Annotated in this window: 7 protein-coding genes and 1 pseudogene; 4 read left to right on the top strand and 4 right to left on the bottom strand. The window is 72.4% G+C overall.

The genetic code is table 11. From position 1 onward, the window contains the following. The first annotated feature begins 53 nt into the window (after positions 1–53). The 3 genes from ACH4J0_RS36705 to pyrB all read left to right on the top strand — a co-directional run bounded on the left by ACH4J0_RS36705 (position 54) and on the right by pyrB (position 16,052). Complete coding sequence (locus ACH4J0_RS36705) at positions 54–13,664, top strand: amino acid adenylation domain-containing protein (protein WP_396245517.1); 13,611 nt, start codon at positions 54–56, stop codon at positions 13,662–13,664. Then, on the top strand, positions 13,661–14,974 hold the full coding sequence (locus ACH4J0_RS36700; protein ID WP_396245516.1) for an MFS transporter: 1,314 nt from the start codon (positions 13,661–13,663) through the stop codon (positions 14,972–14,974). The genes ACH4J0_RS36705 and ACH4J0_RS36700 overlap by 4 nt, the downstream gene beginning before the upstream one ends. 94 nt (positions 14,975–15,068) lie before the next feature. Beyond that, on the top strand, positions 15,069–16,052 hold the full coding sequence (pyrB, locus tag ACH4J0_RS36695; protein WP_396245515.1) for an aspartate carbamoyltransferase: 984 nt from the start codon (positions 15,069–15,071) through the stop codon (positions 16,050–16,052). Between the two features lie 76 nt (positions 16,053–16,128). Here pyrB and ACH4J0_RS36690 read toward each other — a convergent pair whose 3' ends face one another. Both ACH4J0_RS36690 and ACH4J0_RS36685 read right to left on the bottom strand, forming a co-directional pair. Next, entirely contained in the window at positions 16,129–17,358 is a 1,230-nt protein-coding gene (locus tag ACH4J0_RS36690) for a cation:proton antiporter (protein WP_396245514.1), read from the bottom strand. 10 nt (positions 17,359–17,368) lie between these two features. After that, positions 17,369–18,805 (bottom strand): tryptophan 7-halogenase, encoded by a 1,437-nt coding sequence (locus ACH4J0_RS36685; protein ID WP_396245513.1) that lies wholly within the window; start codon positions 18,803–18,805, stop codon positions 17,369–17,371. 260 nt (positions 18,806–19,065) lie between these two features. Between ACH4J0_RS36685 and ACH4J0_RS36680 the strand changes: the two genes are divergently transcribed. Next, positions 19,066–19,362: a hypothetical protein gene (locus tag ACH4J0_RS36680; RefSeq protein ID WP_396245512.1), complete on the top strand. Its 297-nt coding sequence runs from the start codon at positions 19,066–19,068 to the stop codon at positions 19,360–19,362. Positions 19,363–19,811: 449 nt separating this feature from the next. On the opposite strand, the gene ACH4J0_RS36675 is transcribed toward ACH4J0_RS36680, so the two are convergent. Both ACH4J0_RS36675 and ACH4J0_RS36670 read right to left on the bottom strand, forming a co-directional pair. Further along, positions 19,812–20,699, bottom strand: coding sequence for an ABC transporter permease (locus tag ACH4J0_RS36675; protein WP_396245511.1), 888 nt, complete (start codon positions 20,697–20,699; stop codon positions 19,812–19,814). After that, positions 20,686–20,776: pseudogene (locus ACH4J0_RS36670) on the bottom strand (ABC transporter ATP-binding protein); the annotation flags it as partial. The gene ACH4J0_RS36675 and the pseudogene ACH4J0_RS36670, both read right to left, overlap by 14 nt.

Here is a 20,776-nt window from a genome sequence, read left to right as displayed (position 1 = left end):
GAACGCGCCGCCTCGCGCCGGCCGATCCGCCCCACACCCAGGAGAGACGAGCAATGATCGTGGCTTCCGTCCAGGAGTCCTTCCAGGAGCAGGCCCGACGGGCACCCGGCCGGGTCGCGGTTCGGTCGGCCGACGGCGGCCTCACGTACCGCGAGTTGGACGAGCGCGCCGACCGGCTGGCCCGGCGCCTCGTCGCCGCCGGGGTCGAGCCGGGTGGCCGGGTGCTCGTGCTGACGGCTCCCGGCCTCGACTTCGCCGTGGCGGCGCTCGCGGTGCTCAAGGCGGGCGGTTGCTACGTCCCGCTGCCGCAGTGGTCCACCGCCGCGCGGGTGCGGGAGGTCGCCGCCGGGACCGGGGCGGTGGCGCTGCTGACCGACTCGGCGCTCGCGGCAGGGTCCATGCCGGAGGTCCCGGTGTCGCTCCTGGTCACCCCCGAGCCAACGGAGCAGCCCGGTCCCGTCGGCACGCGGGCGCTACCCGGAGCCCTCGCCGACCGGCGGATCTGCCTCCTCCACGGTGCAGACGCGACCCCGCCGGCCCGCGCCACCGATACCGACGGCGCGATCCTCCGCTTCGCCGCGGACCGGGCGGCCGAGGCGGCGGCGGATGGCCCCGTACGGGTCACGGCCGCCGACCTGTACCGCGCACCCGAGCTCTTCTGGTATCCGCTACTGACCGGGGGTACGGCGGAGTTCGCTGCGGGCGACACCACCGACTCGCCTGCGCTCGACGCCCAACTGGACTTCTGGCGTGGCGCGTTGGCGGGCCTTCCGGCGGAGCTGGACTACCCGACCGACCGGTCGCGCCCGGCGGTGCCCAGCAGCCGGACCGGCGCTTTCACGACCGAGCTCGACGCCGAACCGCACGCCCGCCTGCTGGAGCTGTGCCGCCGCACCGGCGCGACCCTGCCGATGGTCGCGCACGCCGCACTGGCCGTGCTGCTGACCCGCTCGGGGGCCGGCACCGACCTCCCGGTCGGCATGCCCGTGCCCGGCAACACCGTCGTCCTGCGCACGGACACCGGCGGCGACCCGACCTTCCGCGACCTGCTCGCCCGGGTGCAGGCGGCGACCCTGGCCGCCTCCGCCCATCAGGGCGTCCCGTTCGAGCGCGTGGTCGAGGCGGTCGACCCACCCCGCAGCGCCTCCCGCCACCCCCTCTTCCAGATCCTCCTCGACGTTCCGGAGGAGGCCGAGCCGCTCCGGCCGCTCGGGCAGGTCGACTTCGCGCTCACCCTCCAGGTCCCGACGAGCGAGGACCGTCCCGGCTCCCTGCACGTCACGGTGGAGTTCCAGGACGACCTGTTCGACGAGTCGACCATGCGGGACTTCCTCGACCGGCTCCTGCGCACCCTCGACGCCGTCGCCACCGACCCCGACCAGCGCCTCCACGCCATCGACGTCCTCGGGCCCGAGGCCCGCGCCGCCCTGCTCCGGCTGGGCGCGGGCAACGCCCCCGACCGCGCTCAGTTCACCGAGCCCTCGCTGCAGGAGGCCTTCCGCCGGCAGGCGGAGCGGACCCCCGACGCGGTGGCGGTGCGCTGCGCCGACCGCCGCCTCACCTACGCGGAGCTCGACGCCCGCTCCAACCGCCTCGCGCACCGCCTGCTGGCTGCGGGCGCCGGCCCGGAGCGCCCGGTCGCCACCTTGCTCGACCGGTCGGTGGACCTGCTGGTCGCGCTGACCGCCGTCCTCAAGGCGGGCTCCTACTACGTTCCGCTCCACCACGCCTCCCCGCCGGACCGCATGCAGATGGGCGTGGACGAGTGCGGCGCGCGGATCCTGCTGACCGACCTCGTCATGCGCCAGCAGCGCGAACTGCCGGACGCGGAAGCCCTGGTGCTCGTCGAGGAGTCCGAGTACGCCGACCTGCCGACCACCGACCCCCAGGTCCCCGGGCTCCGCGAGCAGCTGGCGTACGTGATGTACACCTCGGGTTCGACCGGCCGCCCCAAGGGCGTGGCCGTCACCCACCAGGACGTCTTCGAACTCGTCAGCGACTCGGTCTTCGCACCGGGCGCCCACGACCGCGTCCTGCTGCTCGCCCCGTACGAGTTCGACCCGTCGACCTATTCCTTCTGGTACCCCCTGCTGCACGGCGGCACCGCGGTCATCGCCCCGCAGGCGGACCTCACGGTGGAGCGCCTGGGCCGGCTCATGCGGGAGGAGCGGATCACCGGCGCCGAGATCACCGCCGGCCTGTTCCGGGTGATGGCCGAGGAGGATCCGGCGTGCTTCGTCGGTCTCCGGGCAGTCGGCACCGGTGGTGACGTGGTCTCGCCGGTCGCCGTCCGTCGAGTGCTCGAAGCCTGCCCGGGCCTGCTGGTGCGCAGCACCTACGGCCCGACCGAGACCACCCTGTACGCGACCTCGGCCCCGTGGCGCGACGCCGCGACCGTCCCCGCCCCGGTGCCGATCGGCCGGCCGCTGGACGGCATGACGGCCTACGTGCTGGACGACGCACTGGAGTTGGCGCCGGCCGGCGTCGTGGGCGACCTCTACGTCGCGGGCGCGGGCCTGGCGCGCGGCTACGTGAACCGGCCGGGCCTGACGGCGGAGCGGTTCGTCGCCGACCCGTACGGCCCGGCGGGCACCCGGATGTACCGCACCGGCGACCGGGCGCGGTGGACGAAGGACGGGCTGCTGGACTTCGCGGGGCGCTCCGACGCCCAGGTGAAGATCCGCGGCTTCCGGATCGAGCTGTCGGAGATCGAGTCCGTGCTGTCCCGGTTCCCCGGGGTGCGCCAGGTGGCGGTCGTCGCCCGGGAGGACGAGCCGGGTGACAAGCGCCTGGTCGCGTACCTGGTGGCCGACGCGGGCCTCGACCTGGAGGCCCTGGACCGGCACCTGCGCAGCCACCTCCCCGACTACATGGCGCCGAGCGCCACCGTGCTCCTGGAGCAGCTCCCGCTCACGGCCAACAGCAAGGTCGACCACAAGGCGCTCCCCGCGCCGGAGACGGTGGCCGGCACCGGGCGGGCCCCGCGCACGCCCTTCGAAGAGAAGCTGTGCGCCCTGTTCGCCGAGTCGCTGCGCGTGGAGGAGGTCGGCGTCGACGACCACTTCTTCGAGTTGGGCGGGCACTCGCTGTTGGCCACCCGCCTGGTCCACCGCATCCGCACCGTCCTCGGCATCCAGATCCCGGTGGAGACGGTCTTCAAGGCCCCGACGGTGGCCGAGCTGGCCGAGCGGATCTCCGCGGACCAGGAGCCCGAACGGCCGACGGTCGCGCTGGTGCGGGCCGAGCGCGACGGGGACACCGCACCGATGTCCTTCGCCCAGCAGCGCCTCTGGTTCCTCAGCCGGCTCGAAGGCGCCAGCACCGCCTACAACGGTTCCTTCGGCTTCCGCATCACCGGCGGCGCCCTCGACCGCGAGGTCCTGGAGCAGGCGCTCGCGGACGTGGTGGCCCGCCACGAGCCGCTGCGTACCGTCCTGCGCGAGGAGGACGGGCGGCCCGTCCAGGTCGTCCGCCCGGCCGGCCCCGTCCCCGTCCACACGGCCGAAGCCACCGAGGCCACCGCCGAGGCGGTCGTGAAGGAACTCACCGGCCGTGTCTTCGACTTGGCCGAGGAAGCCCCGCTGCGGGTCACCCTGATCGAACTCGCCGAGGGCGGACAGATCCTCGTCGCCCTCTTCCACCACGTCGGCACCGACGGCGAGTCGATCGCTCCCTTCCGCCTCGACCTCGCTGCCGCCTACGGCGCCCGACTCGCCGGGCGGGCACCGGAGTTCACGCCCCTGCCCGTCCGCTACTCCGATTACGCGGTCTGGCAGCGCGAACTGCTCGGCTCCGAGGAGGACGCCGACTCCCTGGTCAACACCCAACTCGCCTTCTGGCAGCAGACGCTGGCCGATCTTCCCACCGAGCTGGACTACCCGACCGACCGTCCCCACCCCACCACTCCCAGCGGCAGCGGCCACGCCTTCGTGGTCGATTTCGACGCCGAACTGCACGCCCGGCTCCTGGAGTTGTGCCGACGCACCGGCGCGACCCTGTCGATGGTCGCGCACGCCGCACTCGCCGTCGTCCTCACCCGCCTCGGCGCGGGCACCGACATCCCGATCGGCACCCCCACCGCAGGCCGTGGCGACGAGCAACTCAACGACCTGATCGGGTTCTTCGCCAACACCCTCGTCCTGCGCACCGACACCAGCGGCGACCCCACCTTCCGCGAGCTCCTCGCCCGCGTACGGGCCGCCAGCCTCGCCGCCTACGCCCACCAGGACGTGCCCTTCGAGCGCGTGGTCGAGGCGGTCAACCCGCCCCGCAGCGCCTCCCGCAACCCGCTCTTCCAGCTGATGATCCAGGTCATCAACGACAGCGTCGACGACCTCGCCCTGCCCGGCCTCCGCACCGAGCCGGTCCGCGGGTACCCGCCGATGCAGAAGTTCGACCTCTCCTTCGACCTCTACTCCGTGGTCGGCCGGGACGGGGCCGCCGGGCCGCTGCGCGTCGAGGCCAGCTACCTGACGGACCTCTTCGACGAGTCCACCGTCCGGCGGTTCACCGGCTACCTCGAACGGGCGCTGCAGGCCGCCGCCGACGGGGAGCAGCGGATCAGCGCCTTCAGCCTCGCCGACGGCGCCGAGCTGCGCCGCACCCTCACGGAGTGGAACGCCACGACGGCGCCGCAGGCGCTGAACAGCCCGCTGGTGCCCGAGCTGTTCGCGGCGCGGGTGGAGCGGACGCCGGGCGCCGTCGCCCTGGTGGACGAGGGCCTCGCCGTCAGCTTCGCGGAACTGGACGAGCGGGCGAACCGCCTGGCCCGGCTGCTGGTCTCCCGTGGCGCGGGGCCGGACCGGACCGTCGCGATCTGCGTGCCGCGCGGGCCCGAGCTGATCGCCGCCCTGCTCGCCGTGCTCAAGACCGGAGCGGCCTACCTGCCGCTGGACGCCGACTACCCGGCTGCCCGGACCGCCTTCATGATCGAGGACTGCGCACCGGTCTGCGCGGTCACCGTCCGCGAGGCCGCGAAGGCGCTCACCCCCGGCCTGCCGCTCCTGGTGCTCGACGACCCCGCGACCGCCGAGGACCTGCGCGCCCGCGACGCCCGTCCGGTGACGGACGCCGACCGCCTCGCCCCGCTGCGGCCCGGGCACGCCGCCTACGTGATCTACACCTCGGGCTCCACCGGCCGCCCCAAGGGCACGGTGATCCCGCACTCCGCGATGGTCAACCAGGTCCTCTGGGTGAAGGACTTCTTCGGGCTGGGCCCTGCGGACCGGCTGGTGCAGTTCGCCTCGGTGAGCTGGGACCCGCACGTGGAGGACATCTACCCCGTCCTGCTGGCGGGCGGCTCGCTGCTCGTCCCGCGCGACCCCTCCGGCCGGCTGCCCGAGCTGATGCGCACCCCGGTCGGCGCCGAGCTGACCATGATCGGCGTGCCGACCGGCTACTGGCACGAGCTGGTGGCGGCCGGCGACGCGATCGACTGGCCGGCGAAGCTCCGGGTGGTCAACGTGGGCGGCGACACGATGCGCCGGCACTCGCTGGCCCTGTGGCAGGAGCGGCACGGCGACCGCGTCCGGCTGTCGAACACGTACGGGCCGACCGAGGTCACCGTGAACTCGACCGCGACCTACGTGACCTCCGGCGAGCGGGAGGACCCGCCGATCGGCCGTCCCGTCTGGAACACCCGCGCCTACGTGCTGGACGGGGGCCTGCGCCCCGTTCCCACCGGCGTCGTCGGGGAGCTGTACCTCGCCGGGGCGCAGCTGGCGCGCGGCTACCACGGCCGCCCGGACCTGACGGCGGAGCGGTTCGTCGCCTGCCCGTTCGAGACCGGTGGCCGGCGGATGTACCGGACCGGCGACCTGGCGCGGTGGAACGCCGACGGAACGCTCACCTTCCTCGGCCGGGCCGACCAGCAGGTGAAGATCCGCGGCTTCCGGATCGAACTCGGCGAGGTGCAGGCGGCGGTCGAGTCCCATGACGCGGTCGCCCAGGCCGCGGTGATGGCGCGCGAGGACCAGCCCGGCGACAAGCGGCTGGTGGCGTACGTCGTCGCGGCGGCGGACGGCGCGGGCGATTCGCTCGCGGCCGAGGTGCGGGAACACCTCGTTCGCCGGCTCCCGGCGCACATGGTGCCCGCCACGGTGGTCGTGCTCGACCGGCTGCCGCTGACGGCGAACGGCAAGGTCGACTACCGGGCGCTCCCCGCACCGGACTTCACCGCCTCGGCGGCCACCGGTCGCGGACCGCGCACGGCGACGGAGGAGACCCTCTGCGCGCTCTTCGCCGAACTGCTGGACACCGAGCAGGTCGGGGCCGAGGACGACTTCTTCGCGCTGGGCGGGCACTCCCTGCTCGCCACCCGCCTGGTCCACCGGATCCGGACCGTCTTCGCGCTCGACCTGTCGGTGCGCGCGGTCTTCGAGGCGCCCACGGTGGCGGAGCTGGCACTGCGGCTGGCCGTCGCCGGAGAGTCCGCTCGGCCGGTGGTCCCCTTGGTGGCGGTGGAGCGGGACGGCGACAGCGCGCCGATGTCCTTCGCCCAGCAGCGTCTCTGGTTCCTCGGGCAGTTGGAGGGCCTGAGCACGGCCTACAACGTCTCCTTCGCCTTCCGGGTCACCGACGGAAAGCTGGACCGCGAGGTCCTGGCCGCAGCCCTGGCCGACGTGTCGGCCCGCCACGAACCCCTGCGCACAGTCCTCCGGGAAGTGGACGGACAGCCGATCCAGCTCGTCCAACCGGCCGAACCGGTGACCGTCCACACGATCGAAGCCACCGAGGACACCCTCGACGACGTCCTGAAGGAACTCACCGCCCACGTCTTCGACTTGGCCGAGGAGACCCCGATGCGGGTCACCCTGGTCGAGCTCCCCGACGGCGGACAGGTCCTCCTCGCCCTCTTCCACCACGTCGGCACCGACGGCGAGTCGATCGCTCCCTTCCGTCGCGACCTGGCCACCGCCTACAGCGCCCGACTGGCCGGACAGGCAACGGAGTTCACGCCCCTGCCTGTCCGCTACACCGATTACGCCATCTGGCAGCGCGAACTGCTCGGCACCGTGACCGACGCCGACTCCCTCGCCAACGCCCAACTCGCCTTCTGGCGCGACACCCTGGCCGACCTGCCCACCGAGCTGGACTACCCCACCGACCGCCCCCGCCCCGCCGTGGCCAGCGGCCGTGGCAGCGGCTTCACCGTCGACCTGGACGCCGAACTGCACGCGCAGCTGCTGGAGTTGTGCCGTCGGACCGGGGCGACCCTGTCGATGGTCGCCCACGCCGCACTCGCCGTCGTCCTCACCCGCCTCGGCGCGGGCACCGACATCCCGATCGGCACCCCCACCGCAGGCCGTGGCGACGAGCAACTCCAGGACTTGGTCGGCTTCTTCGTCAACACCCTCGTCCTGCGCACCGACACCGCCGGCGACCCCACCTTCCGCGAACTGCTCGCCCGCGTACGGGCCGCCAGCCTCGCCGCCTACGCCCACCAGGACGTGCCCTTCGAGCGCGTGGTCGAGGCGGTCAACCCGCCCCGCAGCGCCGCCCGCAACCCGCTCTTCCAGATCATGCTCCAGGTCGGCATCAACGACAGCGGCGACGACCTCGCGCTGCCCGGTCTGGGGACCGAGCCGGTCGCCCGCGCCGTCGATCTGTCCAGGTTCGACTTCGCGCTGGACCTGGAAGCCCGACTGTCCGTCGGCGAGCCCGGCCCGATCCGGGCGTTCGTGAGCTTCGCCACGGATCTGCTCGACACGTCCACCGCGCGGACCATGTTCGACCGCTGGACCCGGGTCCTCGCCGCCGGTGCGGCCGACCCCGAGCAGCGGATCGGCACCGTCGACCTCCTCGGCGCCGACGAGCGACGGCAGTTGGAGCTGCTGAGCGCCGGACCGGAGGCCGCGCCGGACCGCTTCGCGGCGGCGCCCTCGCTGCAGGAGGCCTTCCGCCTCCAGGTCGCTCGGACCCCCGACGCGGTGGCGGTGCGCTGCGCGGGCCGCAGCCTCACCTACACCGAGCTGGACGCCCGGGCCAACCGCCTCGCGCACCGCCTGCTGACCGCAGGCGCCGGCGCCGACCGTACGGTCGCGGTGCTCATGGGCCGCAGCGTCGACCTGGTGGTCGCGCTGGTCGCCATCCACAAGGCCGGTTCCTGCTACCTGCCGCTGCAGTCCGCCTTCCCACTCGACCGGATGGCCGGCATCATCGCCGAGTCCGGCACTGCGGTGCTCGTCACCGACGCCGAGATGCGCGAGCGCGGCCTGCCGGACGCACCCGCCATGGTCGCGGCGGACGAGGACGACGGCGCCGCCACCACGGAGCCGGGGATCGCCGGCCGCCGCGACGAGCTGGCCTACGTGATCTACACCTCCGGCTCGACCGGGCGCCCCAAGGGCGTCGCCGTCACCCACCAGAACGTGTTCGACCTGCTGAGCGACTCGCTCTTCGACGTGGGACGGCATGATCGGGTCCTGATGGTGACCCCCTACGAGTTCGACCCCTCCACCTACATGCTCTGGTACCCGTTGCTGCACGGCGGCACCGCGGTCATCGCCCCCAGCACCGACCTGACGGTCACCGAGATCGCCGAGCTGATCACGACCGAGCGGATCACCGCGCTGGACGTCTCCGCCGGGCTGTTCCGCGTCATCGCGGAGGAGAACCCGGAGGTCTTCACCGGTGTGAGCGAGGTCTTCACCGGTGGTGACGTGGCCTCGCCGGTCGCGGTCCGACGGGTGCTCGAAGCCTGCCCCGGAACGCGGGTCCGCACCGCCTACGGCCCGACCGAGACAACCCTGTTCGCCGCCACCGCCCTCTGGGAGGACCCGGAGCAGGTGCCGGTGTCGGTGCCGATCGGCCGGCTGCTGGACGGCATGGCCGCGTACGTGCTGGACGACGCGCTGGGGCTGGTCCCGGGAGGTGTGGTGGGTGACCTGTACCTCGCCGGTACCGGTGTGGCCCGCGGTTACCTGAACCGGCCCGACCTGACGGCGGAGCGGTTCGTCGCCGACCCGTTCGGTCCGGCGGGTACCCGGATGTACCGCACCGGTGACCGAGTGCGGTGGACGAAGGACGGGCTGCTGGACTTCGTCGGGCGCTCCGACACCCAGGTGAAGATCCGCGGCTTCCGCATCGAGCTGCCGGAGGTCGAGTCGGTGCTGGCCCGGTTCCCCGGCGTGCGCCAGGCCGTCGCCCGGGCCCGGGAGGACCGGCCGGGTGACAAGCGCCTGGTGGCCTACGTGGTGGCCGATCAGGGCCTCGAACTCGACGCCCTCGACCGGCACCTGCGCGCGAGCCTGCCCGACTACATGGTGCCGAGCGCCACGCTGCTCCTCGACGCCCTGCCGCTGACGGCGAACGGCAAGGTCGACTACCGGGCGCTCCCCGCGCCGGACCTCGCCGCCGGGGCGGCCGCCGGTCGCGGACCGCGCACGCCCGAGGAGGAGACCCTCTGCGCGCTCCTCGCCGAGCTGCTGCGGGTGGAGAAGGTCGGCATCGACGACCACTTCTTCGACCTGGGCGGGCATTCGCTGCTCGCCACCCGCCTGGTGCACCGGATCCGGACCGTCTTCGCGGTCGAGCTGTCGGTGCGGGCGGTCTTCGAGGCACCGACGGTCGCGGAGCTGGCGGTGCGGTTGGCCGCGGCGGGGAAGTCCGCTCGGACGGTGGCCCCGCTGGTGGCGGTGGAGCGCGACGGTGACAGTGCGCCGATGTCGTTCGCGCAGCAGCGTCTGTGGTTCCTAGGGCAGTTGGAGGGCGCGAGCACGGCCTACAACGTCTCCTTCGCGTTCCGGGTCACCGACGGGACGCTGGACCACGAGGTCCTGGAGCAGGCGCTCGCGGATGTGGTGGCCCGTCACGAGCCGCTGCGCACCGTGCTCCGGGAGGAGGACGGGCGGCCGGTCCAGGTGGTCCGGCCGGCCGGGCCGGTGACGGTCCACGCGGTCGAAGCCACCGAGGAGAGCCTCGACGGCGTCCTGAAGGAGCTCACCGCTCACGTCTTCGACCTGGCCGAGGAGACGCCGCTGCGGGTCTCCCTGATCGACCTCGCCAAGGGCGGGCAGGTCCTGTTGGTGCTCTTCCACCACGTGGGCACGGACGGCGAGTCGATGGCTCCGTTCCGCCGCGACCTGGCGGCCGCCTACGGCGCCCGACTGGCCGGGGAGGCACCGGAGTTCACACCGCTGCCGGTGCGCTACTCCGACTACGCGCTCTGGCAGCACGAGCTGCTGGGCACCGAGGACGACACCGACTCGCTGATCAACACCCAACTCGCCTTCTGGCGCGAGACGCTGGCCGACCTGCCCGCCGAACTCGACTGCCCGACGGACCGTCCCCGCCCCGCCGTGGCCAGCGGCGAGGCCGAGGTCTTCACCGTCGACCTCGGCGCCCGACTGCACCGGGACCTCATGGCACTCGCCCGGGAGACCGGCACCACCCTGTCGATGGTGGCGCACGCGGCGCTGGCCGTGGTGCTGACCCGTCTGGGTGCCGGTACGGACATTCCGATCGGGACCCCGACGGCGGGCCGTGGCGACGAGCAACTGCAGGACCTGGTCGGGTTCTTCGTCAACACCCTGGTGCTGCGTACGGACACCGGCGGCGACCCGACCTTCCGTGAGCTGCTGGCCCGGGTGCGGGCGGCGAGCCTGACGGCCTACGCCCACCAGGACGTGCCGTTCGAACGGGTGGTGGAGGCCGTCAACCCGCCGCGCAGTGCCGCCCGCAACCCGCTCTTCCAGATCATGCTCCAGGCGGGCCTCGACACCGGCGAGGACCGGGCCGCGCTGCCCGGCCTGCGGACCGAGGAGGTCCCGACCGCGCCGCTGATGGAGAAGTTCGATCTGTCCATCACCTTGCAGGCGGCGGTGGACGCCGATCGGGCGCCGGCCGATCTGCGCGCCTTCGTCCGGTTCGCCACGGACCTGTACGACGGGGCGACCGTCCAGCGGCTGGTCGAGCGGTTCGTCCGCGTCCTCACCGCGATGGCGGCCGAGCCGGGCACCCGGCTCGGGTCGGTGGAGGTGCTCGACCCGGCGGAGCGCCGGCAGCTGCTCGCCGACTGGAACGACACCGCCGCGCCGGTCCCGGCCGGGACGCTGGTCGACCGGTTCACCGAGACCGCCCGGACGACCCCGGCGGCCACCGCGCTCGTCGCGGGCGAGGTGCGACTGTCGTATGCCGAACTCGACGCCCTGTCTGACCGGTTGGCGCACCGGATGATCGACCGGGGGGTCGGCGCGGAGTCGGTGGTGGGCATCGGCCTGCCGCGCGGCGCGGACACCGTCGCCGCCATCCTCGCGGTGTGGAAGGCCGGCGCCGCCTACCTGCCGATCGACCCGGCGTTCCCGGCCGACCGGATCTCCTACATGCTCGGCGACAGCGGTGTGACCACGGTCCTCGGTGCGCGCGACCAGCTCGACGCTCCCTGGGCGGACGGGGTGGCGGTGCTCGCCCTCGACGACCCGGACCTCCGCGCCGAACCGGCCGACCGTCAGGAGGGGCGGCCGGAGCGGGAGGTGCCGCCCCAGTCCCTCGCCTACGTGATCTACACCTCGGGCTCGACCGGGCGCCCCAAGGGCGTCGCCGTCACCCACGCCGCGCTGGCGAACTACGTCGGCTCGGCCGCCGAGCGGCTCGCCCTGGGCCGTCCGGGCGGTCGCTACGCGCTGCTGCAGGCGCAGGTGACCGACCTCGGCAACACCACGCTCTTCACCTCCCTCGCCACCGGCGGCGAACTGCACCTGCTCGACGCCGATGCCGCGATGGACCCGGGGGCGGTCGCCGACTGCCTCGCCGAGCAGGGCATCGACTACCTGAAGGCCGTGCCCTCGCACCTGGCGGCGCTCTCGGTGGACGGGGTGGAGCGGGTGCTCCCCGCCCGTTCGCTGGTGCTCGGCGGGGAGGCCGCCACCGCCGGATGGCTGCGCGAGCTGGTCGCGGCCGCCGGAGACCGCCGGGTCTTCAACCACTACGGGCCGACCGAGACCACCGTCGGCGTCCTGACCGCCGAACTGACCGCCGCGTCGGTCGCGACCGGCCCGGCGCCGATCGGCGGCCCGCTGGCGAACACCCGGGTGTACGTCCTGGACGAGCGCCTCCAGCCGGTGCCGATCGGCGCGCCCGGCGAGCTGTACGTGGCGGGCGCCGGTCTGGCGCGCGGCTACGTCGGCCGACCGGACCTGACGGCGGAGCGCTTCACGGCCTGCCCGTTCGAGCCCGGCGCCCGGATGTACCGCACCGGCGACCTGGTCCGCTGGTCGGCGGACGGGCAGCTGCACTACCTGGGCCGCGCCGACGACCAGGTCAAGGTGCGCGGCTTCCGGGTCGAGCTCGACGAGGTCCGCGGCGTCCTGGCGGCCTTCGAGGGCGTACGGCAGGCCGCCGTGACGGCCCGTGAGGAGGGTCCGGGCGACACCCGACTGGTGGCCTACGTGGTGCCGCAGCCGGAGGCCGACGGCGCCGCGCTGCCCGCCGCACTGCGCCGGTTCGCGGCGCAGCGGCTGCCCGCCCACATGGTGCCGGCGGCGGTGCTGGTGCTCGACCGGCTGCCGCTGATGTCCAACGGCAAGCTGGACCAGAATGCCCTGCCGGAACCGGAGTTCGGCCGCTCCACCGCGTCCGCCGGCTCCGCGCAGAACGCCCCGCGCAACGCGCAGGAGCAGCTGCTCTGCGAGCTGTTCGCCCGGGAGCTGGGCGTGGACCGGGTGGGCGTCGAGGACAACTTCTTCGACCTGGGCGGGCACTCGCTGCTCGCCACCCAGCTGGTCCACCGGATCCGGACGGCCTTCGACTGCGAGGTCTCGGTGCGGGCGCTCTTCGAGGCACCGACGCCCGGGTCGATGGCCCGGTACCTGGTCACCGGCGGCATCCGCAACGCCTTCGAGGTGGTGTACCCGATGCGGACCACCGGGTCCGAGGCCCCGCTGTTCTGCCTGCACCCGGGCAGCGGTCTCGCCTGGGTCTACAGCGGTCTGCTCCGCCACCTGCACCCCGAGATCCCGCTCTACGGCATCCAGTCGCTGGGCCTCGCCATGATGTCCCGCCGCCCGGACAGCCTGCGCGGCATGGCCCGCGAGTACGTCGCCCACATCCGCTCGGTCCAGCCGCACGGCCCGTACCGGCTGATGGGCTGGTCCCTCGGCGGTGTCATGGCGCACGAGGCGGCGGTGCAACTGCAGGCCGCGGGCGAGGAGGTGACCCTGGTCGGCATCCTCGACACCGACATGGTGCCGGACTGGAACCGGGTCGGCACGCCGGTGCCCCCGGAGGTCCTGCATTACGCGGCGGGCGACCCGGAGACGGTGGCCGCCGAGATCGCGGAGCTGGCCGCCGGCGGGCCGGACGGCGTGCCGGTGCTCAACGCCCTCGACGGCGACGAGCAGCCGATGGTGGTGAACGCCCTGCGGTACCACCAGCAGGTCAGGCCGCGCCACGTGCCCGAGGTGTACCGCGGCGACCTTCTGTTCGTGCGGGCCACGGCGGACAAGGAGGAGGCCGTGTCGGCGGAGAGCACCTGGGGCCGCTACGTCGACGGCCGGATCGACGAAGTACAGATCGACTGCGGCCACTACCAGTTGCTCGACATGGCACCTCTGGCGGTGATCGGGGAGGCGGCCGCGGCGAAGCCCCTCGCCGTAATCGCCGAGGCGCTCAACGCGCGGCTCGCCCCGAAGCACACCGCTGCGCCGTCCGCCCCGACCCAGCCGTGATCGAGCACGACAAGAACCAGGTGAACCAGGTGAACCAGCCCAGCACCCTCTCCCCCGACGACGACCTCCAGGAGGCCGCCGCCCCGGACCGTCGGTCCTGGCTGGTGCGACGGGGGCTGATCCTCGAATCCGCCCCCCAGCGCCGACTCGCCCTCGGCGGCTTCGTCAACCAGCTCGGCACCGCGGCCTTTCTCGCGACGGCCCCGCTGTACGCGATGAAGGTGATCGGCCTGTCCATCGGACAGGTCGGCCTCGGCCTCGGGGTCGCCGGAGTGGTCGGCCTGCTGGCCGGCCCGCCCGTCGGCCACCTCGCCGACCGCCGGGGCCCGAACGGCGTCTTCCGGACCACCCTACTGATCCAGGCCATGGCCATGGTGTCGCTGCTGTTCGCCCACTCCTTCGTGGCGTTCATGGTGGCGGTGGCGGTGACCGACCTGGCCGGCGCCTCGGGGGGCGCGGCGCGTGGCCCGATGATTCGCCGCTTCGGCGGGGACGAGGTGCCGAAGTTCCGCTCCTACCTGCGCTCGATCGCCTTCCTGGCCAGTACCTTCGGCGCGCTGGCCGCCGGTGTGGTGATCCAGCTCGACTCCGCCTCCGCCTACCGGGCGCTGATCCTGGCCAACGCCCTGACCTTCGTCGTCTGCGTGGCCGTCATGCTCCGGCTGCCCAAGCTGGAGCCGCTGTCGGCAACAGCCGAGTCGGACCGGTGGCTGGCGCTGAAGGACAAGCCGTACATGGCGTTCGTCGTCCTGGACGGCCTCCTGTGGATCCAGGGCGAGGTGGTGACGTACGCCCTGCCGCTCTGGGTGGTCCTGCACACCCATGCACCGCGCTGGTTCACCGGCGTCGCGCTCGCCGTCAACACTGTGATGGTGGTCTTCCTCCAGATCCGCACCAGTCGCGGGATCAAGGGCGGCGAGGTCGCCGGCCGGGCCACCCGGCGCGCCGGACTGGCGTTCCTGGTCGGAATGGCGGTCATCGCGACGGCCTCGGGGCTGCCCGGTTGGGCCGCCACGGCGGTCATGATGGCCGGCGTCGCCGTCCACACGGTCGGTTCGCTGTGGCACGCCGCCGGGTCGATGGAGCTGCGGTTCCGACTGGCCCCCGCGCACGCGCAGGGACAGTACTCCGGCGTGTTCGGCATCGGCATGGGCCTCTGCTACACCGTCGCCCCCGGTCTGCTCGGCCTGCTCTGCCTGACCTGGGGCGCCCCCGGCTGGCTGGTCATGGGCGGCCTCTTCGTCGCCGCCGGCCTGGCCATGCCGCTCGTGGTCCGCTGGGCCGGGCAGTCCCGGGAACTCGGCGCCTGAACCCACCCACCAGGGCCCGGAACGTTCCCCCGGAACGTTCCGGGCCCCCTTCGCTCCACCTTCAACCCCCATCAGAGACAGAGGAGTTGCGCCGATGCGCAGTTTTCAGGGACGCGACATCCTGTCGCTCGAGGACTTCGACCGCCAGGAGATCCAGCGGATCTTCGAGGTGGCGGACCAGCTGGCGCCGCACGCCCGCAACCGCCGCAACACCGACCTGCTGCGGCACAAGACCCTCGTGACGGCCTTCTACCAGCCGAGCACCCGCACCCGGCTCTCGCACGAGGCGGCGATGCACCGGCTCGGCGGCGCGGTCACCGGCTTCAGCAACGCCCGCAGCACCCGGGCCGGCGACTACTACCAGGAGAGCCTGGCCGACACCGTACGGATGCTGGAGAACTACGGCGACGTCATCGTGATGCGCCACTTCCAGGAGGGCGCGCCGCGCGAGGCCGCGCAGTGGTCCAGCGTTCCGGTGATCAACGCCGGCGACGGCTGGGGCGAGCACCCGACCCAGGTGCTCACCGACCTCTACACGGTGCAGCGCGAGCGCGGCCGCCTCGACGGGCTGCGCTGGCTCGCGGTCGGCGACATGCGGATGCGCACCATGCACTCGCTCGGGCACGCGCTCGCGCAGTTCGACTGCCCGCTCACCCTGGTCGCCCCGCCGGCCGGCGCGCTCTTCCCCGACTCGCCCGACATGCGGATGCCGGAGCGCTACAAGGAGGCCTTCGCCCGTGACGGGCTCCTGGTGTCCGAGGCGGAGCACGTGGAGGAGGCGATCGCCGAGGCGGACGTGATCCTCGTCGAGCCGGTCGTGCAGCCCGACTACACCCTCGCCTACCACGAGGTGGACGGGGCCCCGAAGGCCACCACCCCGGCGAACTACCGGATCACCCGCGAGCTGCTAGCGAGCCGCGCGAAGAGCGACGCGATCCTGCTCCACTCGCTGCCGCGCATGGACGAGCTCCCGCCGGACGTCGACCGCACCCGCTGGTCGCGGCTCTGGCAGGAGTCGGCGAACGGGGTCGTCGTCCGGATGGCGCTGCTGGCGCTGGTCCTGGGCGCGATGGAGTAGCGACAACGGCACAACGGCTGAGGGCCGGCCCGGTGGATCACCGGGCCGGCCCTCAGCCGTCATACGGTTCGTGCTCTCAGGTGAGGCTGCCGAGCAGCTGGCTGCCGCCCCCCGCGTGGCGCTCCAGCAGCCGCAGCACCGGGTTCGCCAGACCCGTCGTCACCAGCGCCATCACCACCATCAGCGAGTAGATGGGCACGTCGATCACGCCCAACTGGAGCCCCGCCGTGAGGAAGACCAGCTCGGTGAGACCGCGCGTGTTCATCAGCGCCGCCAGCGCCGTCGACTGCAGCGGCGGCACCGCGCTGGAGCGGGCGCCCGCGTAGGCCCCGATGAACTTCCCGGTCACGGCGGTGAGCAGGATCAGCACGAGCTCGCCTAGGCCGGACAGGCCCATCGAGGAGAGGTCGACCTTCGTCCCCGCGAGCACGAAGTACGCGGGGAGCAGCAGCAGCCTGCCGAAGGTCTGGACCTGGCCGCTGATCTCGGCGCCGAGATCCCGCCGGGTGCCGCGGGGCGCCACGGCGCCCAGCAGGAACGCACCGAAGATGAAGTGGATCCCCATCCACTCGGTGGCCCAGCAGGACAGCAGCAGGCAGCACAGCAGCACACAGACCTGGGTGGCGGAGGCGCCCTTGGCGTCGGCGCTCGCGAAGAGCCGGCCCAGCAGCGGACGGACGACGAAGAACACGGCCCCCAGGTAGACCGGCACGAACAGCAGCCGCTGGGGTCCGGCGCCGCCGGCGGCGAAGGCGGCCAGAGCGAGCAGCCCCCAGGCCGCGAGGTCGCAGATGGCCGCGCTGGCCAGCGCGACGGTGCCGAGCCGGGTCCGGTCCATGCCGCGGTCGCTGAGGATCCTGGCCAGGACCGGGAACGCGGTCACCGACATGGCCGCGGCCATGAAGATCACGAAGCCCGTCCGGCTCTTGGACGGGTGGTCCCCGGCGAGCTGGAGCGCGAGCACCGCGCCCAGCACGAACGGGAGCACCATCGAGGAGACCGAGACCCGGACGGCCACCCTGGTGGACTCCCGCAGCATCGTGTACCGGAGCTCGTACCCGATCACGAACATGAACAGCGCGAGGCCCAGGTTGGCCAGCCCGGACAGCATCGGGCGGATGTCCGTCGGCAGCAGCACCTTCGACAGGGCCCCACCGAACAGGGTGGGGCCGATCAGGATGCCGGCGACGATCTCGCCGACGACCTCGGGCTGCCCCAGCCGCCGGGCCGCGGTTCCGAAGAGCCTGCCGAGCGCGAGCACCGCGCCGAGCCCGAGGAACATCCACTCCACCTGGTGCTCAGTCACGGCGGCCCCTTCAGACGGCCGACGGATCGAACACGGCCCAGTGCATGCCGTCCGGCGACTCGACCAGGCTGCCCTCGCGCAGCGGCTGGTCGCCGATGCTCTCGCCGAACATTGCCTGCGTCTGAATCCGCGAGCCCTCCCGGTGCACCTCCGGCAGCCGGCCCAGCAGGTCCGCCTTCCGGCTTTCGGACACCATGGCGCCGGCCGCCAGCAGACCCTTCTCGTCCGAGGCGCCGCCGCCGACCAGGGTGACGAAGGACTTCTCCTCGGTGCTGGAGTCCTTGGTGATCTGCTTGGCCTGCTCGAAGTAGGCCCGCTCGTCCCGCTCCACGTCGTAGAACTCCAGCAGGAAGTCGTGGAACAGGCCGTACTCGCGGCGGTAGCGCTCCTCGTACTCCCGGAGGCAGGTCTCCTCCGAAATCTCCCCCAGCATCGCGGTGTTGATGGACCGGGCCGCCAGCAGACCGCTGTAGGTGGCGAGGTGCACGCCCGAGGAGAACAGCGGGTCGATGAAGCAGGCCGCGTCGCCGACCAGGATCATGCCCGGCCGCCAGAACGCCTCCTGGATGTACGAGTAGTCCTTGCGGACCCGGATCTCCCCGTACGGACCGTCGGTCACCCGGCTGGCGCCGTCGAGGTAGTCCTCGATCAGCGGGCACTCGGCGATCAGGCTGGTCAGCGCCTCCTCGCGGTCGCCCTGGATCAGCCCGGCGGCCTCCTCGCGGCGCAACACCGCGCCCACGCTGGTCAGTTCGTCCGAGAGCGGGATGTGCCAGAACCACCCGCGGCCGAAGGAGGCGCAGGTGATGTTCCCGCGCTTCGGCTCGGGCTGGCGCTTGCCGCCCTTGTAGTAGCCGAACAGCGCGATGTTCTGGAAGTGCTCCGAGTAGATCCGCTCCCCGCCGACCCGGGTGTGGATCCGGCTGAGGTTACCCGAGGCGTCGACGACGAACTTGGCCCGGACCTTTTTGCGGACGCCCTCGGGGTCGGTGTACCGCACCCCGCAGACCCGCCCCTCCTCCTCCAGGACGTCGACGACGGTGTGGCGCTCGCGGACGTCGACCCCCTTGCGGCGGGCGTTGTCCAGCAGGATCTTGTCGAACTTCATCCGCTCGACCTGATACGCGTACGAAGTAGGACCGGAGAACTTCTCGGAAATCGCGAAATCGAAGGTCCACGGCTCCGGGTTGAGACCCCAACGGAAGATTCCGCCGTGCTTCTTCTGGAAGCCGGCTGCCGCGATTTCCTCGCCCACGCCGAGCAGCTCGCAGATCCCGTGCACGGTCGAGGGGAGCAGCGACTCGCCGATCTGATGCCGCGGGAACTGGTCCTTCTCCAACAGAAGCACCCGGTGTCCCTGCATGGCCACCAGGGTGGAAACGGTGGAGCCGCCGGGGCCGCCACCCACGACCACGACATCGTATTCCTGGTCGATCGTATCGGTCATCGCTGAGCAACCTCTTCTTCCTGGAAGGCATCGGCCTGACGCCGGCACGCCCCAGCTCCGGGTTCGATTCCCCGGCACAAGGCATGCGGTGAACCGATTATTCGATGCTTCCAAGAGGTATCGACAGGTCTCCGACGACCCTAGAAAGTGGGACGCCCCTGGGGCCGCGCGATGTGGTGGAATCTCCGCGACACGTGTGCCACCGCCGCAGTACCGGCTGGTGGGGAACGCATGGGGAACCGGGTCGACCCTCGTGTGTCGTGTGCGAAGTCGCCGGAGTGCGGGCCGCCGATATCGGCACCGCCCACTGGACCCTGACCTGCCACCAGCAGACCACCCCCGGCCCGGGCGGCCTCATCGACAACCACACCAAGGGCACTACCGCACGGCCCATCCCCGTCATCGAGCCACTGCGGCCACTGATCGCCGGCCAACTCCGGGCCACTCGCGGCGACCCCGGCGCCCGCCCCTACCGAGACCCACGCCGCGGCCGGATCAGCACAGCCGTCCTGCGCGACGCCACCCGCTGGGACGACGTGGCATCAGCGACGGCTTGAACCGCTGCGCGCGCCGCTCCAGAGATACCTGCGGCCACCATGCGACCACCAACTGGCCAAGCAACAGAAAGGCCGCTCCCGCCAGAAGCGGAAACGGCCTACGACCTGCGATTATGCAAGTTGGGACGACAGGATTTGAACCTGCGAAGACCCCCAGCGGTCGAAAGGTCGTGACGACCTATCCATTCAGTCCAGAACCCGCAGGTCAGGGCCTGTCACATCCAGGCCGCATGACGCCTGATGGCATTTCGGGACGCCCAATCCGTGAGAGGCGCGTGAGAGGCACCCGGCAACGGGGCTTCGAGAGTGACTTGCCTCACAGTCGCATCCCCGGAGCAGATCGCTCGCCTCGACATACGCCGAACCGACCGACTCGGCGGCTCCCCCACGTGTACCAACGTGCCGCCTGAACAGAGCGTCTGAGGTGCTCGGAAAGCTCTGCTTCGCCGTCAGCGGTCGGTGTCCTGCGCACCGCGGTGGCGCAACAGGCGGCGCTCGATCGGAGCCATGAAGGCTAGTTCGATGGCAATACCAACCACGAGAACGAGGAGGATACCGAGCAGGACGCCGGGCATGTCGGCGGCCTCGCGTCGGCTCTGCAGGTAGCGGCCGAGACCCAGCTCCGGGGAAGACGCGATGAGTTCGGCCGCCATCAGGGAGCGCCAGGAGAACGCCCAGCCCTGCTTGAGTCCGGCCAGGTAGCCGGGCAGCGCGGCGGGGCTGAGCACGTGCCGGGTACCGGCCAGGCCGGTGGCACCCATGGTGCGCCCGGCCCGCAGGAACAGCGGCGGCACCTGATCGATGCCCGCGACCAGTCCGTTGGCGACGGATGGGACCGAGCCGAGGAGGATCACGGCATAGATCGCCGCGTTGTCGGTGCCGAGCCAGATGACGGCCGCGGGCACCCACGCGACCGAGGGCAGCGATTGCAGGCCCTGCAGCACCGGGCCGATCGCGGTGCGCATCGGCTTGACCCGGGCGATCACCAGCCCGATCGGGGTGCCGATGAGGACGGCGAGCAGGAAGCCGGACAGGCCGCGCCACACACTGGTCCAGATGATCGGCAACAGCGTTCCCTGGCGGCAGAGTTCGGCCAGTGAGTGCCAAACCATGGCGGGACCGGGCAGCTTGTCGGCGGTGGTTAGCCCGAGGACGAAGACAAGCTGCCACAGGCCGAGCACCAGACCGACGACGATCAACGGGGGAAGCGCCCGCTCCCGCACGATCCGGGCGATCGGGACGCGCCGGGCGGCGACCCTGTCCAGCACATCCAGGCCGGCGCCGACGTCGGCACTGTCGCTGTCGGGGCGGTGCAGCGTGGTGTCAGTGCTGGACATGGCGACGGATCTCCCCACGCAGTTCTTCGGTGATCTCGATGGACAGGTCGGCGACGCCGGAGGACTCGATGCGGCGC

The organism is Kitasatospora sp. NPDC017646 (assembly GCF_044329365.1).
Classification (GTDB): domain Bacteria; phylum Actinomycetota; class Actinomycetes; order Streptomycetales; family Streptomycetaceae; genus Kitasatospora.
Note: the sequence above shows the minus strand (reverse complement) of the source record. Positions and strands in the feature narration are given on the sequence as shown.